At 70.0% G+C, this 16046-nt stretch carries 14 protein-coding genes; 5 read left to right on the top strand and 9 right to left on the bottom strand.

Going from position 1 to position 16046, the window contains the following annotated elements:
- Positions 1–193 precede the first annotated feature (193 nt).
- Positions 194–1051, top strand: a complete 858-nt coding sequence (locus tag NJQ99_RS09965; protein ID WP_269332677.1) for a crotonase/enoyl-CoA hydratase family protein — start codon at positions 194–196, stop codon at positions 1049–1051.
- Entirely contained in the window at positions 1048–1662 is a 615-nt protein-coding gene (locus NJQ99_RS09960; protein WP_269332676.1) for a TetR/AcrR family transcriptional regulator, read from the top strand. Before NJQ99_RS09965 ends, NJQ99_RS09960 begins: the two co-directional genes overlap by 4 nt.
- 3 nt (positions 1663–1665) lie before the next feature.
- On the opposite strand, the gene tcuB is transcribed toward NJQ99_RS09960, so the two are convergent.
- The 8 genes from tcuB to NJQ99_RS09920 form a co-directional block, all read right to left on the bottom strand.
- Positions 1666–2766 carry a tricarballylate utilization 4Fe-4S protein TcuB gene (tcuB, locus tag NJQ99_RS09955; RefSeq protein ID WP_269332675.1) on the bottom strand — a complete coding sequence of 367 codons (1101 nt, stop codon included), beginning with the start codon at positions 2764–2766 and terminating at the stop codon, positions 1666–1668.
- On the bottom strand, positions 2753–4180 hold the full coding sequence (gene tcuA / locus NJQ99_RS09950) for an FAD-dependent tricarballylate dehydrogenase TcuA (protein WP_331283310.1): 1428 nt from the start codon (positions 4178–4180) through the stop codon (positions 2753–2755). The genes tcuB and tcuA overlap by 14 nt, the downstream gene beginning before the upstream one ends.
- On the bottom strand, positions 4177–5070 hold the full coding sequence (locus NJQ99_RS09945; protein WP_269332674.1) for an NAD(P)-dependent oxidoreductase: 894 nt from the start codon (positions 5068–5070) through the stop codon (positions 4177–4179). Before NJQ99_RS09945 ends, tcuA begins: the two co-directional genes overlap by 4 nt.
- A gap of 107 nt (positions 5071–5177) precedes the next feature.
- On the bottom strand, positions 5178–5666 hold the full coding sequence (locus NJQ99_RS09940; RefSeq protein WP_269332673.1) for a glutathione peroxidase: 489 nt from the start codon (positions 5664–5666) through the stop codon (positions 5178–5180).
- A 136-nt stretch (positions 5667–5802) separates the two neighbouring features.
- On the bottom strand, positions 5803–6156 hold the full coding sequence (locus NJQ99_RS09935; RefSeq protein ID WP_269332672.1) for a DUF423 domain-containing protein: 354 nt from the start codon (positions 6154–6156) through the stop codon (positions 5803–5805).
- A complete protein-coding gene (locus NJQ99_RS09930; RefSeq protein ID WP_269332671.1) occupies positions 6153–9401 on the bottom strand; it encodes an efflux RND transporter permease subunit in 3249 nt (1082 codons plus the stop codon). Before NJQ99_RS09930 ends, NJQ99_RS09935 begins: the two co-directional genes overlap by 4 nt.
- Positions 9398–10381, bottom strand: a complete 984-nt coding sequence (locus NJQ99_RS09925; RefSeq protein ID WP_269332670.1) for an efflux RND transporter periplasmic adaptor subunit — start codon at positions 10379–10381, stop codon at positions 9398–9400. The genes NJQ99_RS09930 and NJQ99_RS09925 overlap by 4 nt, the downstream gene beginning before the upstream one ends.
- A gap of 13 nt (positions 10382–10394) precedes the next feature.
- Positions 10395–10715: an ArsR/SmtB family transcription factor gene (locus NJQ99_RS09920; protein WP_269332669.1), complete on the bottom strand. Its 321-nt coding sequence runs from the start codon at positions 10713–10715 to the stop codon at positions 10395–10397.
- A gap of 118 nt (positions 10716–10833) precedes the next feature.
- On the opposite strand from NJQ99_RS09920, the gene NJQ99_RS09915 reads away from it, so the two are divergent.
- Positions 10834–11037, top strand: coding sequence for a YgaP family membrane protein (locus tag NJQ99_RS09915; protein ID WP_269332668.1), 204 nt, complete (start codon positions 10834–10836; stop codon positions 11035–11037).
- Between the two features lie 4 nt (positions 11038–11041).
- Here NJQ99_RS09915 and NJQ99_RS09910 read toward each other — a convergent pair whose 3' ends face one another.
- Positions 11042–11935: a LysR family transcriptional regulator gene (locus tag NJQ99_RS09910; protein ID WP_269332667.1), complete on the bottom strand. Its 894-nt coding sequence runs from the start codon at positions 11933–11935 to the stop codon at positions 11042–11044.
- 112 nt (positions 11936–12047) lie between these two features.
- Here NJQ99_RS09910 and NJQ99_RS09905 point away from each other — a divergent pair, with 112 nt between their 5' ends.
- Both NJQ99_RS09905 and NJQ99_RS09900 read left to right on the top strand, forming a co-directional pair.
- Positions 12048–13607 carry a proton-conducting transporter transmembrane domain-containing protein gene (locus tag NJQ99_RS09905; protein ID WP_269332666.1) on the top strand — a complete coding sequence of 520 codons (1560 nt, stop codon included), beginning with the start codon at positions 12048–12050 and terminating at the stop codon, positions 13605–13607.
- A gap of 39 nt (positions 13608–13646) precedes the next feature.
- Complete coding sequence (locus tag NJQ99_RS09900; RefSeq protein ID WP_269332665.1) at positions 13647–16043, top strand: YbcC family protein; 2397 nt, start codon at positions 13647–13649, stop codon at positions 16041–16043.
- Positions 16044–16046 lie beyond the last annotated feature (3 nt).

The following is a 16046-nucleotide window of genomic DNA, read 5'->3' as shown; positions in this document are numbered from 1 at the left end:
CGCAACCTCATCCGGCCTCGCACGCGGCCGGAGACCTTCGCGCCAAGTTGCGTGAACAGCTGCCTTTTCGGTTTTCAGCTGCCCGCCCGACAACCCTTGTCATAACTGCTGCATTTTTCCATAACGCCGTTATTATAAGGATGGCGGCGGCCTGGCGGGCGCCGTCCGGGGCGGCGAAGCGGAGGACACGCGCATGAGCAAGGTGCTTTACGAGAAGGATGGACGGATCGCGCGGATCACGCTCAACCGCCCCGAGGTGCTGAACGCCATCGACGACGAGCTGCCCCAGGCGCTGGCCGATGCGGTCGCGCGGGCGAACGCGGACCAAGGCGTGCACGTGATCGTGCTCTCGGGCGCGGGGGAGGCCTTCTGCGCGGGCTACGACCTCACGGCCTACGCGGAGGCTGCGGGGGGCAACAATGTCACCCAGGACATGCCGTGGGATCCGATGAAGGACTACGCCTTCATGATGCGGAATACGGAATGCTTCATGAGCCTCTGGCGCAGCTACCGGCCGGTGATCTGCAAGGTGCATGGCTATGCGGTGGCGGGCGGCTCGGACATCGCGCTGTGCTCCGACATCGTGCTCATGGGCGAGAGCGCGCTGATCGGCTACATGCCCGCCCGCGTCTGGGGCTGCCCCACCACCGCGATGTGGGTCTATCGGGGGGGCGCGGAGGTCGCACGGCGGATGCTGTTCACCGGCGACAAGATCACGGGGGTGGAAGCTGCGGCCATGGGCCTCGTGCACAAGGCGGTGCCGGATGCCGGCCTCGATGCCGAGGTCGAGGCGCTGGCGGAGCGGATCGCGGGCGTCCCCCTCAACCAGCTGATGATGCACAAGCTGATGATCAACCAGGCGGTCGAGGCGATGGGCCTGCGCCAGACCCAGATGTTTGCGACCGTGTTCGACGGTATTACCCGGCACTCGCCCGAGGGGCTCGCCTTCAAGCGGCGGGCGGAGGAGATGGGCTGGAAGCAGGCGGTGCGCGAGCGCGACCTCGGCACCTATGACTGGACCGCCGACCGCCCGATGAACGCACCGAAATGACCGGCACGACCGGTAGGGCTGCCAAGGACCGGCGCGCGGACACGCTGAGGGAGACCCGGCGCAGCCTGATCGTCGAGGCGGCGAAGCGGGTGTTCGTCGCGGATGGTCTCGAGGCCGCGTCCATGCGCGCCATCGCGGCGGAGGCCGGCTGCACCACGGGGGCGATCTACCCGCTCTTCCGCGGCAAGGAGGAGATTTACGCCGCCGTCCTGTCAGAACAGCTCGGCGCGCTGATGCAGGCGGTGTCGGACGCGGTCGCGGCGGAAGGCGACCCGGCCGCCGCGGCACGGGCCGGGCTCGACGCCTTTTTCCGGTACTACCGGGCAAGACCGGACGAGCTTGCGCTCGGCCTCTACCTGTTTCGCGGGTTGAAGCCTGCCGGGCTCTCGTCGGACCTCGACCGTGCGCTCAACGAGCGGCTGATCCGCGTCTTCGGCCTGATCGAGGGGCGGTATGCCCGCGCGGGCGACGCCAATCCCCGCGCCCGCACAGCCGCCGGGATCGCGCAAGCGGTCGGCCTTCTGGTGCTGGAGCAGACAGGACGCCTCCGGCTCTTCGGCACACCCGCGCCAGGCCTGATGGCCGGATGGCTCAAGGGGCCGGGCGGCTAGGCCCTACCCGGCCCTCCCTTCCAGCGCGTGCCGCAGCAGGGCAGCGAACCGGTAGAGGCCGTGCACGAACTTGCCATAGGGCATTGTTACGAAGAACGCGAAGACGACGCCCAGATGGATGGCGAGCAGCGTGCCCATCGCCGGCGTCTCCCGCAGGGCAAGCAGCAGCAGTCCGGTCAGACCCGTCAGCGCCAGCATCAGCAGGAAGGCCGCGTCCATGCCGCGTGCGCTGTCGGTGTCGGTCAGCGCCGGGTCGCGCTTCAGCTTCGCGGCCAGAAGCCCTACCGGCCCGACCACGATGCCGATGCCCCCGAGCGTACCCAGGATCACGGGGAGGGAGAACCAGCCATAGGGCGCGATCCAGCCAAAGACGTAGTGGTAGACCGTGGCCACGCTGGTCGCCGCGAAACAGAGAAGGAAGCCGTAGAAGGTCATGTGGTGGTAGTGCCGCCTGCGGTCGGTCGGATACTCGCTGTCGTTCATGCAGCCGATGCCGCCGCCATCGAGGTAGCGCAGCCGTGCGGCATCGCGCATCGCCTGCCACAGGCCGCCCCGCCCTACCTGCACCGGCAGGCTGGCCCCGGTATCCTTCCAGAAGGCCCGCCAGCCCATGACCATGGCGAGGATCGCATAGAGGAAAGCCGCGCCGAACAGCGCGACCATCGCATTGTGCGGCATGATGGCGTAGAAGGCGCCGGGCCCGGTGACGCGCCCGAACATGGTCGCTGGATCGCTCGCCGCCATGAAGCCGCCGAGAAAGGCCGCGACCGAAACCGCCAGTATGACCGCCACGGCCATACCGTTGCGGGCGAACAGGCCCGCCAGCGCACGCGGCCAGGCATAGACTGCGTAGGACTCCGCCCGAACCCGCGCGAGCGTCCTTGGCACGTTCACCGCGAACTCGTGCGGCGGGGCATACTGGCAGTCGAAATAGCACGCGCCGCAGGAATGGCAGAGATTGGCAAGGTAGTTCAGGTCACCCTCTGCGAAGGTGCGCCGCCGCTCCATCGCCGGGAAGACGGCGCACAGCCCCTCGCAATAGCGGCACGCATTGCAGATCCGCATCAGGCGGTCCGCTTCTGTCAGCGCCTCAGTTCCGGACATGGCGTCCTGCCTCCGTTCCGGCGACGCGGCCGAACACCGACCCGATGGTCATACCGATGCCGGCGAGGTAGCCCTTGCCCAGCACGTTTCCAGCCATGATCTCGCCCGCCGCGAACATGTTGGCCGAGGGCATGCCCCCCTCCATGAGGATCTGCGCGCGCGCGTTCACCCGCACGCCGAGATAGGTGAAGGTAATGCCGGGCCTCAGCGGGTAGGCATGGTAAGGCGGCGTCTCGATCCGGCGCGCCCAGTTCGTCTTGGGCGGGGTCAGCCCCTCCGTGCGGCAACCGTCGAGCGCAGCGAGATCGAAGTCGCCCGGCTGTACCGCCGCGTTGAACTCCGCCACCGTGCGCTCCAGCGCGGCCGCGTCGAGGTCCAGCTTCTCCGCGATCTCGGAAATGGTCTGACCCTCGATCGGCGGGAAGATCGACGGCATGAAGAGGTCGACGGACCGGCTGTCGATGATCGCATAGCCGATCTGGTCCGGCTGGTCGGCCACGAGGCGGCCCCAGATCGCGTAGCGCTTCGGCCAGAAATCCTCGCCCTCGTCGTAGAAGCGCTGGGCCTCCCGGTTCACGACGATGCCGAAGACGATGCAGTCGAGGCGCGTGGCAATACCGCCGTCAAACTGCGGCGCGCGCGCGTCGATGGCGACCGCGTGGCACTGCTTCGGATCGCCCACGGGCTCCACACCGGCATCGAGCAACATGCGCAGCAGCGTGCCGCGATTGTAGGGCGTGCCGCGGATGCGGAAGTTCTCCGCTGCTTCGCCCCAATACTCCTTCAGCCACTCGATGTTGGATTCGAAACCGCCGGCAGCCGCCACCAGCGCCCGCGCGGCCACCCGGTAGGGCCGCCCGTCATGCACGACCGTGGCGGCGGTGAAGAAGCCGTCCTCGATATCGAGCGCCGTCACTTCCGCCTCGTAGACGATGTCGATCCCCATGCGCTCGGCAGTCGCATAGAGCGTGTTCATGAGCGACCGCCCACCGCCGAGGAAGAAGGCATTGGTCCGCCCGAGGCTCAGCGACCCGGTGAGCGAGGGCTGGAACCGCACGCCCATGCCGGTCATGAAGTCCCACAGCTCCTTCGACTGCGCGATGGTGAAGCGGGCGAGCGCCTCGTCCGTCTGGCCGCCGGTCACGCGCAGCAGGTCGTCCCAGAACTCTTCCTCCGGGTAGGGCCCGGTCAGGACCTCGTTCCCTTCGTCGTGCGCGCAGCGGAGATTGCGGGTATGGCGGCTGTTGCCGCCGCGGTAGAACTTGGGCGCGGCTTCGACGACGAGGACGGACGCCCCGCCGCGGCGCGCCTGGATCGCCGCGCACAAGGCCGCGTTTCCGCCGCCCACGACGAGCACGTCGTGCGCCCGCAACAGGGCCTCCGCGTCGCCGGTCCGACCGGCCCTACCGCTCACGCTCCGTCCTTCCGGCCAATGACGCGGGCAAGCACGGGGAAATAGGCCTTGCCGTGTCCCGCGGCCTGCGCGGCCTTCATGCGTGCCTCGGCAAGCGCCGCGCCCGGAACCTCGAAGCCCGTCTCGCGGGCGAGGTCGAGCGCGTAGGAGACGTCCTTGAGCGCATAGTCGGTTGGGAAGGCCCCCGTGGGGAAGAGGTCCGGGATCATCGCCTTCAGCCCGTGATTGCGCAGCGCGAAACTGTCGGCGGAGCCCTTGGAGAGCGTCTCGAAGAGGTGACGGCGCTCGACGCCCGCGGCCTCGCCCAGCGCCAGCGCCTCCGACAGGGCGACGACCGTCTCGAACAGGACCATGTTGTTGAGGATCTTCACCACCTGGCCGCAACCCACAGCGCCGCACAGGGTCACGTCGCTCGCGGCATGGCGCAGCATCGGCGCGATTTCAGCGAAAAGCGCCTCGTCGGCACCGACCATGATGGAGAGCGTGCCGTCCTCCGCCGCCTGCCGGGTGCGGGCGACCGGCGCGTCGGCGAAGCGGATGCCCTTCTCCGCCAGTTTCGCGGCCAGGTCGCGGGTCAGGCCCACGGGCGCGGTCGAGGTATCGACCACGGTCTGACCGGCCCTACCGCGCTCGAGCAGCCCCCCGGGACCGGCGATCACCGCCTCGACCTGCGGGCCGCCGGGCAGCGAGAGGAAGATCGTGTCGGCCGCCGCCGCGACCTCGGCGATGCTGACGGCGGCACGCGCACCCTTTGCCGCGAGGCGGGCGACGGGGTCGGGGTTCAGGTCGTGGACCGTGAACGGCGCACCCGATTTCGTCAGCATGTTGCGGCAGATGGGCTCCCCCATCACGCCCAGTCCGATGAAGCCGTAGCGCGCGCCCTCGCTCACCCCTTTCCCTCCCTGCTTGCCGATGCGGGTTTCGCGTCCCTTGCTAGCAAAGACCGGCGGGGGAGTGGAATGTTATTCCGTCATGCGAACTGCGCGCCCAGCCGCACTCAGGGGAGAGCCGCCTCGATGGCGGCTTTCAGGCCGGGATCGTCCGGCTCCGTCCGCGTCGGGAACCACGCCACGAGACGGCCGTCGGGCGCGACCAGGTACTTGTGGAAGTTCCAGCGCGGGGCGGCCTCGGCACCCAATGTATCCGCCGCCCAGGCATAGAAGGGATGCGCTGCGCCGCCCCGGACATGGACCTTGGCGGTCATCGGGAAATCGACGTCGAAATTGACCTCGCAGAATTCCTTGATCTGGGCCTCCGTGCCCGGTTCCTGCCCGCCGAAATCGTTCGACGGCACGCCAAGGACGACCAGGCCGCGCGCACGGTAGCCCTCCCACAGGTCCTGGAGCCCGGCATATTGCCGCGTGAAGCCGCACTGCGAGGCGGTGTTCACCACCAGCACGGCCTTGCCCGCGAAGTCCGACAGCGGCAGCGGGCCGCCCTCGATCGCCTCGAACCGGAAGACGTGTGCGCCGGATCCCTCGGTCATGCGGGCGTCTCCCTGGCCGGAAGCGGTAAAGACGGCGAGCGCCACCGTCAAGGCAGTCAGAATTCCGTATGTACGCATCCGAAGTCTCCATCGATCTCGGCGCCATATGCCATTACGCCGTCCGCGGGGTCGCGGATCAATCCCGCCGGGCCTTCCGACCGAACGCGGAGGCCGCCACCGCGAGCCAGCCGAGAATCGTCAGCGCGCCACCGATGGGCGCGGCATTGGGGAAGAGGCCCGCCTCCCACACGTCCCGGGCGACGAGGTCGCCAGAGAAGAGCGCCACGCCGAGCGCCAGCACGAAGCCCGCCCGCGCCATCCAGGGCGCGGCGGACGCGAGGGCCGCAAGCCCGAGCAGCGCGGGCGCATGCACCATCAGCATGAGCGCGGCGGTGTCCATCCGCGTGGCCCCGACGTGCGCCGCGACCGCCGCCGCGGCGACGCCCGCCGCCCCGGCGAGGCCGGCAAGGACGATCAGCGCCCGCCTCACGTCCGTTCCTCCGGCTCAGGCTCAGTGCCCGCAACCGCCGGCGCATCGGCGTCCCGCAGCACAACATAGATCGCGGGGATGACCAGCACCGTCAGCAGCGTGGAGGACAGAAGCCCGAACAGGAGCGAGATCGCGAGCCCCTGAAAGATCGGGTCGAGCAGGATCACCGCCGCACCGATCATCGCCGCGATGGCTGTCAGCAGGATCGGCTTGAAGCGCACCGCGCCCGCCTCGACGATCACCTCACGCAGGGTGAGGCCTGGCCGCGCCCCGTGGCGGATGAAGTCCACGAGCAGGATGGAGTTGCGCACGATGATGCCCGCAAGCGCGATGAAGCCGATCATGGAGGTCGCGCTGAACGGCGCGCCGAACAGCCAGTGGCCAATCAGGATGCCGATGAGCGTCAGCGGCACCGGCGTCAGGATCACCAGCGGCAGCTTGAAGGATCCGAACTGCGCCACGACCAGCACGTAGATGCCGAGGATCGCCACCGCGAAGGCCGCCCCCATGTCCCGGAAGGTGACCCAGGTGATCTCCCATTCGCCGTCCCACAGAAGAACCGGCTTGCTGTCATCCTCCGGCTGGCCGTTCAGGCGGATCGTGGGCGGGTTGAGCTTGCCCCAGTCGCGCGCCTCGATCCGGTCGGCGACCTCCAGCATGCCGTAGATCGGCGCCTCGTATTCGCCTGCAAGCTCGGCCATGACCATGTCGGCGAAGAAGCCGTTGCGCCGGAAGATGACGGGCGAGCCTTCCTCCTCCGCGATGCGCACCACGTCGCCCAGCTCCACGACCGCGCGATTGCCGGGCTGCGCGTTCGCGGGCACCGGCGTCGCGGCGAGCCGTTCGGTCCACGCGAGGTCGGACTTCGGCAGCCTCACGGAGATCTCGATGGGATTGCGCCCCTCACCCCGGTGCGAATAGCCGACGGGCACGCCGCCCAGCAGCAGGCGGATCGTGTCGTAGACGTCCGATTGCTCCACACCGAAATATTCGAGCCGGTCCTGGTCGATGGCGACGCGCAGGCGCGGACGCCGATCGCCGATGGAGGTGTCGACGTCGACGATGTAGGGCACCTCCTGGAAGATCGCCTCCACTTCGCGCGCGACCGCGCGGCGGGTTTCGGCGTCGGGCCCGTAGATCTCGGCAAGCAGGGTGGCAAGCACGGGCGGTCCCGGCGGCACCTCAACCACCTTGAGCACCGCGCCTTCCGGCAGGGCCAGCGCCTTCAGCCTCTCGCGCAGGTCCAGCGCCACCGCATGGCTCACCCGGTCGCGCTCGCCCTTGGGCGCGAGGTTGAGTTGAAGCTCGCCCAGTTCAGGCGACTGGCGCAGATAGTAGTGGCGCACGAGGCCGTTGAAGTTGAAGGGCGCAGGCGTGCCCGCATAGGCCTGGATCGAGCGGACCTCGGGCAGGTCTTGCGCGATCTCGGCCGCTTTCAGCAGCGTGCGCTCGGTCTCCTCCACGCTCGCCCCCTCCGGCAGGTCGAGGACGACCGCCAGCTCGGACTTGTTGTCGAAGGGCAGGAGCTTCACCGTCACGTGCTGCGTGGCGAAAAGCCCCATCGACGCGACGGTCCCGAAGCCGACGAGCAGCAGGAAGGTCCACGCCGTCGCCCGGTTCTTCACGACCGGCGCGGCGATCTTCCTGTAGATGCGGCCGAGCGCGCCTTCGTCATGCGGGTCGTGCCCGCTGGCGGCTGCCGCCGCATCGCCCTTCGGCGCGAGCTTCACCATCAGCCAGGGCGCGAGGACCACGGCCACGAAGAAGGAAAAGAGCATCGCGGCGGACGCGTTCGCCGGGATCGGCGCCATGTAGGGACCCATCAGCCCGGAGACGAACAGCATGGGCAGCAGCGCTGCGATCACCGTCATGGTCGCGACGATGGTCGGGTTGCCCACCTCCGCCACCGCCTCGATGGCGGCCTGCATCCGGGACCGGCCGTCCTTCATGGCCCAGTGGCGGGCGATGTTCTCCACCACCACGATGGCGTCGTCCACCAGGATGCCGATGGAGAAGATCAGCGCGAACAGGCTGACCCGGTTGATCGTGTAGCCCATCAGGTTCGCGGCGAACATGGTGAGCAGGATCGTCGTCGGGATGACGACGAGGGTCACCAGCGCCTCCCGCCAGCCGATGGCGAGCGCGATCAGCACCACGATGGACACGGTCGCGAGCGCAAGATGGAACAGAAGCTCGTTCGCCTTCTCGTCCGCCGTCTCGCCATAGTCGCGCGTGACCTCGACGCGGATGCCGTCCGGGATCAGGCGGCCCTCGAGTGTCTCCAGCCGGTGCAGGATGTTCTCCGCAACGACGACGGCGTTCGCTCCCGCGCGCTTGGCGATGGCGAGCGTAACGGCCGGCGCGGCGTGCCAGTCGCCGCCCGCGTCGGGGGCCAGCGTCCAGACGCGTGCTTCCTGCGGGTGCTCGTCCACCACCACGTCTGCCACGTCGCGGACATAGACCGGGCGTCCGTCGCGCGTTGTGAGCAGAAGAAGACCGATGTCCGGTACGCCGGTCAGCGTCTGGCCGGCGACCACCGTGCGCATGCTCCCTGCGTGCCGCACGGCGCCCGCGAGGAAGGAGCGGTTCGCGCCCTGCACCTTGCCGATCAGCTGCTGGAGGGTGACACCGAACAACGAGAGCTTCTCCGGATCGGGCTCGACCCGGATCTGCGCCGGCGTGCCGCCGGAGATGAAGCTGAGGCCCACGTCCTCGACCTTCACAAGCTCCATGCGCAACTCCTCCGCCACCTGGTAGAGGTCGCGGCCCGTCCAGCGGGTGCTCGCGGCCGGTTCGGGCGAGAGGGTCAGAGTCACGATGGCAACATCGTTGATGCCGCGCCCGACCACCAGCGGCTCGGGGATGCCGACCGGGATCTGGTCCATGTTCGCGCGCAGTTTCTCGTGCACGCGCAGGATCGCGTCGTCGGCGTCGGTGCCGACGAGAAAGCGCGCCGTGACCATGGCGCGGTCGTCCTCGGTCTGGCTGTAGACATGCTCGACCCCGTCGATGCCCTTCACGATGGCTTCGAGCGGCTTGGTCACAAGCTCGACCGCGTCGGGCGCCTTCAGCCCGTCGGCCTGCAGCAGGATGTCGACCATGGGGACGGAGATCTGCGGCTCCTCCTCGCGCGGGATGGTGACCAGCGCGATCAGCCCGACGACAATGGCGGCGACGAGCGCGAGCGGCGTCAGCGGCGATGTGATGGTCGCCCGCGTCAGATTTCCGGAGAGGCCGAGCTTCATGGCCGCACCAGCCGGTCGCCGGCCGCGAGGCCGGAGAGGATCTCGACACCGTCAGGCGTTTGCCGTCCGCGCTGGACGGGCACCTCCATGGGCGGTGCGTCCGCGCGCGCAAGGTGCACATAGTCGACGCCATAGCGCGTCAACAGATAGTCCGCCGGGATCACGAAGGCCTCGCGCGTGCCAGCCGAGACCCAGACGCGCACCCGCTCACCCACGAAATAATCGCCGAGGCCCTTCACCTCCGCATCGGCGACGACGCGGCCGTTCTCGATCTGCGGATAGACGAGGCCGATGGTGCCCCGCCCACGCCCGTCCCGCAGCATCGCCGCACCGTCGAGCCGGACAGGATCGCCCACGCTGAGGAAGCGCGCGTGGCGCTCCGGAAGGCGCAGGCGCAGGACGAGGTTTTCCTCCGCCAGCGTGGCGATGGTCTCGCCCGGCATGACGACGGAGCCGAGTGTCACGGGAACGTCGAGGACGCGGCCCGACGCGGGCGCCTCGATTTCCCCCTCGCTCGTCCGCTGCACCAGCACCGAACGCTCGGCCCGGCGCGCCTGCAGCGCGTTCTCTGCAACGCGCAGGGCCGTGCGGATCTCGTCCAGCCGCGCGGTCGGCAGCGTCCCGCGGTTGACCAGCGCTTCGACACGGCCGAGGTCTGTCGCCGCCTGCGCCCGCTGGGCCTCCAGCCCCGCGATCTGCGCGTCGAGCGCGCGGATCTGCAAGGCCAGCTTGTCGTCGACGATCATGCCGATGACCTGGCCGGCTTCGACCCGGTCGCCCTCGCCGGCGCGAAGCGTGACCAAGGTTCCGCCGATGCGGGCCCGCGCCGGAACCACGCTGCGGCTCTCCACGGTCGCGAACACGGCCTTCTCGTCGGCGATCTGCACGGGCGCGACGGTCAACGCCTCCTGCGCCCGAGCACCCGGGAGCGCCATGAAGGCGGCGAGCGCCGCCGCGGCGAAGAGGGAAGCCTTTGTCATGGGGAGGTATCCTTCAGCAAGGCTGCGCCGGGTCAGGCGCGCAATAGAGCATGTGCAGGGTCTCGACGATCTGACGTGCCTCAAGGCTCGCGATGCCGTAGCGCACCGTCTGCCTCTCGCGCCGCGCGCGGACCACGCCGTTCCGGCGCAGCAGCGCGAGATGTTGCGAGACGTTGGAATCCCGCAGGCCGAGCATACCCGCAAGCTCTCCCACCGACCGTTCCCCCGCGAGAAGCTGGCAGACGATCGCGAGCCGGTGACGCTGGGCCAGCGCCTTCAGGATGTTTGCCGCCGCCCCGGCAGGAAACGCGATTTCGGAGGATGTCACTTTCATGGTTGCGAATATACGCAGCCTCTAATATAGTGTCAACCAATGGGGCCGGCGGCCCATCCGTCGGCCGATTGACTTCAAGACCGCCGCTGCGCGGTCCGGAGACGAAAGGAAGACACCCATGTCCATCGACAATGCCGTTCTCTCGTTCGCAGGCTTCATGGTCCTGCTCAGCGCGGCGCTGGCCTATTTTGTCGATCCGCTGTGGCTGCTGCTGACGGCGTTCGTCGGCCTCAACATGCTGCAGGCGGGCTTCACGGGCTTCTGCCCGGCGGCGCGCATCTTCAAGGCGATGGGCCTGCAGGCGGGCTGCGCGTTCAAGTGACGCCTCAGCCGGCGTCCAGTTCCCGGGCGCCGGCGTCCAGCAGCGTGCGCAGAAGCGGGTTCGGGAACCGCCGGGCCATCGTCACGGCGTAGAACGTCTCGGCGATGCCGGGCAGGCGGTCGGCCTCCGCAAGCAGGCCAGAGTTCAGCTCGTCCTTCACGACGATGGGCGGCAGAACCGCAAGCCCGACGCCCGCCCGCGCCAGCAGGCGCATCATCGCCATGTCGTCCACTTCCGCCGCGATCTGCGGGCGCAGTCCCAGGCGATCGGCGAGCGCATCGAAGCCCGTGCGCACGCTGCTTTCCGGCGTGGGCAGGATCACCGGCTGCGAGGCCAGCAGATCCGCCAGACCACCCCCGCCCCTGAGCCGGCCGGGTGTGCCGACGAGGCTAACCCGCTGCTCCGCCAGCCGGTGCGAGACGAAGGCGGTCGCGGCGTCCCGCGCAGGCGGCTGGTTGGTCAGCACGACGTCGAGGCTCAGGGTTTCCAGCGCGCGCAGAAGTTCCGCGGGGCTGCCGGAGCGGAGGATCAGTTCGACGTCCGCCCGGCCCAGGACCGGGCGCAGGAAGCCGATCTGGAAGTTGCGCGACAGGGTCGCCAGCGCGCCCACGCGCAGGGCCTGCCGGGCGCGCCCGGTCTGCCGCAGCGTGCCGACCAATTCCTCGCCGCTTGCGAAGATCGCATCGGCATAGTCGAGCGCGATCCGCCCCGCCTCTGTCAGGTGCAACTGCCGGCCCCGCCGCTCGAACAGAGCATGGCCCAGCCGCTCCTCCAGCCTGCGGATCTGCACAGAAAGCGCCGACTGCGAGAGATTGAGCCGTTCTGCGGCCCGCGTGAGGTTCCCCTCGTGCGCGACGGCGCGGAAATAGCGCAGGTGATTGTAGTTCAGATCGGCCATGATCGTTCTACTAAACCGAACGTTTTGTCCAAAACAATGAATTTTTTTCTCCCTCGCGGACCTGCTACCCACATCGCGCCCTGACCGCAATGCGCTTCGTGAGGAAAGACCGGTGCCAACCTATCTGCTGACCCTGCTCGCACCCGCCCTGCTGCTCGCCGCCGCCGCGTTCGCCTTCCGCCGTCCCGGCCTGCGTCCCGCGCCGGTGCCCGCGATCGCCGAAGGCGCCGCCCTCGCCGCCTTTGCGGTGGCGCTCGGGGGCCTCGGCCTGCTTTTCCTGCATGGCCCCGCGACGAGCCCGCTGCTCGGCGTCCTCGGCATCGGCCTGTCGGTGCGCCTCGACGGGGTGAGCATCTCCATGCTGCTCCTCGTCTCCTTCGTGGGCTGGATCGTCCTGCGCTTCGCCCGCACCTACATGGACGGCGAGGCACGCCAGGGCGCCTTCACCGGCTGGCTGTGCCTTGCACTCGCTGCCGTCCTCCTCCTCGTGCAGGCCGGCAACCTCGCCCAGCTCGTCTCGGCCTGGGTCGCCATGAGCCTGTTCCTGCACCGGCTGCTGCTGTTCTATCCGGACCGGGTGCAGGCGCAGAGGGCGGCGCGCAAGAAGTTCGTCACGGCGCGGGCGGGTGATATGGCGCTGCTCGGTGCGGCCGTCCTGCTGGCGGTCGCCTTCGGAACGGGCGACATCGCCGCGATCCTCGATGCCGCCCGGACGGGCGAGGCACCGGCCGCCGCCGTCGCCGCCGCGGTCCTGATCGCGCTCGCCGCCCTGCTCAAGTCCGCGCAGTTCCCCGCGCACGGCTGGCTGACCGAGGTGATGGAGACGCCGACGCCCGTCTCGGCCCTGCTGCACGCGGGCATCATCAATGCCGGCGGCTTCGTGCTGATCCGCTTCGCCGACGTGATGCTGCTGTCGCCGGGCGTGCTCGCGGTGCTGGTCATGATCGGCGGGTTCACCGCGCTGTTCGGCGGCCTCGTGATGCTCACCCAGCCCGCGGTGAAGACCTCGCTCGCCTGGTCGACCGTGGCGCAGATGGGCTTCATGGTGCTGCAGTGCGGCCTTGCTCTGTTCCCGCTGGCGCTCCTGCACATCGTGGCGCACTCGCTCTACAAGGCGCACGCCTTCCTCGCCGCGGGCAGCGCGGTCGAGGGCGTCGCCGCGATCCGCCGGCCGGGTCCCATCGCCATTCCCGACGGCAAGGCCGTGGGCCGCGCCTTCCTCGCCGCGCTCGCGATCTACGGCCTCGTGGGGCTGGTCTTCGGCTTCGGGGGGAAATCCCCGCAAGCGATCGCGCTCGGCGCCATCCTGGTGTTCGGCGTGGCCTACCTGCTCGCGCAGGGCCTGGCGGACGCCGCGCCCAAGGTCCTGACCGCGCGGACGGCGCTTTATTCGGTCGCAGCCGCGGCGGGCTACTTCGCGCTGCAGACGCTGTCGGAGTGGCTGATGGCAGGCACCCTGCCGCCGACGCCCGCGCCGGGTGCGCTGCAGTGGGCGCTGATCGTCCTGGCCGTCATCAGTTTCGGTGCGGTGGCGGTCGCGCAGGCCCTCTTCCCGCTCTGGGCCTATCACCCGGCAGCGGCGGGGCTGCGCGTTCATCTCGCCAACGGCCTCTACGCCAACGCCGTTCTCGACCGGCTGCTGGGCGGCTGGTCCGTCCGCAAGTCCTCCTGATCCGCCCCGTTCCGTCCGCCTGACGAGGAGATCCCGCACATGACCTCGCCCGCCGCCATCGCACATGCCGCCGACGCTGCCGCCCGGGCCATCCCGCCGGTCTGGCCGCTCGCCTCGAGCGTGGCCGTGAACCCCTTCCTCGGCCAGTCCGGGGAGACATTGGCCGAGACCGCAGCCCGCCTCGGCCGCGCGGGCGGCATCTCCGTCACCATGCCGCGCACCTGGTACCGGGAGCGGATCGCCGACGGCCGGATCTCCGACGCCGACCTCGAGGCCGCGCTCAAGGCAACCCCGCACGCGACGCGCCCGGCCTCGCTCGCAGCGCTCAAGGCAGCGGCGAACCTGCCCTCGCCCGCCCCGCAGGCGCTGCCGACCGTCGCCGACCTTGCGGCCGCCGCAAGCGGCACCGACTGGCCGGACCTGATCGAGGAGCGGATCGGCGCCTGGGCCGCAGGCTATTTCGACGCGGGCCAGGCGCTCTGGGCCGCGCCCCGGGCAAAGGGCGCCTACACGGTCTGGCGCGCCACGGCGACGCACGACCTGACGCCGGAGATCCTCGGCCTCACCGGCTTCGCCGCCCATGTCGCCGACGCGCCGGAAACGGCGGCGGAGGTGCTGGCCACGGCGGCGGAGCGCCTGGGCCTCGAGGAAACCTCGCTGCCCCTCTACTTCCACCGGCTGCTGATGACGCTCGGCGGCTGGGCGCAGGTCGCCCGGCACCGGCTCTGGCAGGCGGAGCTTGCCGGCGGCACCGATCCCATCGTGACCGACCTGCTGGCGATCCGGGTGCTTTGGGAGGATGCGCTCTTCGCGCTGCACGGCAACGCCATCGCCGATGAGTGGCGGCAGGCAGCGAGCGCCTATGCCGCGCCGCTGCTGCCGACGCCGGATCACGCGGTCGACGCGATCCTGCAGGACGCCGCCGACCGGGCTGCCCAGCGCGACCTCGCAAGCCGTCTCGCCGAGAGCGTGGAGCGTGGGCACGCTGACCGCCCGGCGCTGCAGGCCGCCTTCTGCATCGACGTCCGCTCGGAGGTGTTCCGCCGCGCGCTCGAATCCGTCGATCCGCGCATCGAGACGCTGGGCTTCGCGGGCTTCTTCGGCCTCGGCGCCGCGCACCGGCGGTTCGCCTCCGACGTGGTCGAGCATCGGCTGCCGGTTCTGCTGAACCCCGCCCTGCACACGACCGCGGGCGGGCCGGAGGATGCGGCCGCCGACACCGCCGCGCGCTTCTCCGCCCGGGCCAAGCGCGCCTGGGGCCGGTTCAAGCTCGCCGCCGTCTCCTCCTTCGCCTTCGTGGAGGCGACGGGCCCGGTCTACGCGGGCAAGCTGGTGCGCGACGCCCTCGGTCTCGTGAAAAGCCACGTCCCGAACGACCCCGCACCCCGGCTCGACCCCGCGCTCGGCCTCGACGCGCGCATCGGCGCGGCGGAGACGGTGCTGCGCGCCATGTCGCTGACGGACGGGTTCGCGCGTGTGGTGCTGCTCGCGGGCCACGGCGCGAACGTCGTCAACAACCCGCATGCGAGCGCGCTCCACTGCGGCGCGTGCGGCGGCTACTCGGGCGAGGTAAACGCCCGCCTGCTCGCGGCGCTGCTGAACGACCCGGAGGTCCGGGACGGCGTGGCTGCCCGGGGCATCGCGATCCCGCACGACACGCTGTTCGTCGCCGCGCTGCACGACACGACGACCGACGCGGTGACGCTCTACGAGGGCGACTGCGACACGGCTGGCCATACCGCCGACCTTGCCCGCGTTCGGGACTGGCTCGCCTCGGCGGGCCGGATCGCGCGGGGGGAGCGGGCGCTGCGCCTGCCCCGCGCCGAGGCCGAGGGCGATATCGCCCGGCGCGCCCGCGACTGGGCGGAGGTGCGGCCGGAGTGGGCGCTCGCGGGCTGCAAGGCCTTCATCGCCGCGCCACGGGCGCGCACACAGGGCCGCGACCTCGCGGGCCGGGCCTTCCTGCACTCCTACGACTGGCACCAGGACAAGGACTTCAGCGTGCTGGAGCTGATCCTGACGGCCCCCGTCGTGGTGGCGAGCTGGATCAGCCTGCAATACTACGGCTCGACCGTTGCGCCGGAGGCGTTCGGCGGCGGCAACAAGCTGCTGCACAACGTGACCGGAGGCATCGGCGTGGTGGAGGGCAACGGCGGGCTCCTGCGTGCTGGGCTGCCCTGGCAGTCGGTCCACGACGGGGAGAAGCTGGTGCACGAGCCCGTGCGCCTCTCCGTCGCGATCGAGGCCCCGCGCGAGGCGATCCTCGGCATCCTCCGCAAGCACGAGAACGTGCGGGCGCTGTTCGACAATGGCTGGCTGCACCTATTCGCGCTGGACGAGGCGGGGCGGATGGCCTGGCGCTACCTGCCCGGCCTGCAATGGGAGGAGGTGGCCGGCGACGCCACCCCCGCCCAGCCGCTGCGCGCCGCGTCCTGAACA

The organism is Futiania mangrovi (genome assembly GCF_024158125.1).
Classification (GTDB): domain Bacteria; phylum Pseudomonadota; class Alphaproteobacteria; order Futianiales; family Futianiaceae; genus Futiania; species Futiania mangrovi.
The sequence above is the reverse complement of the archived record's forward strand: the minus strand, read 5'-3'. Positions and strand labels throughout refer to the sequence as shown.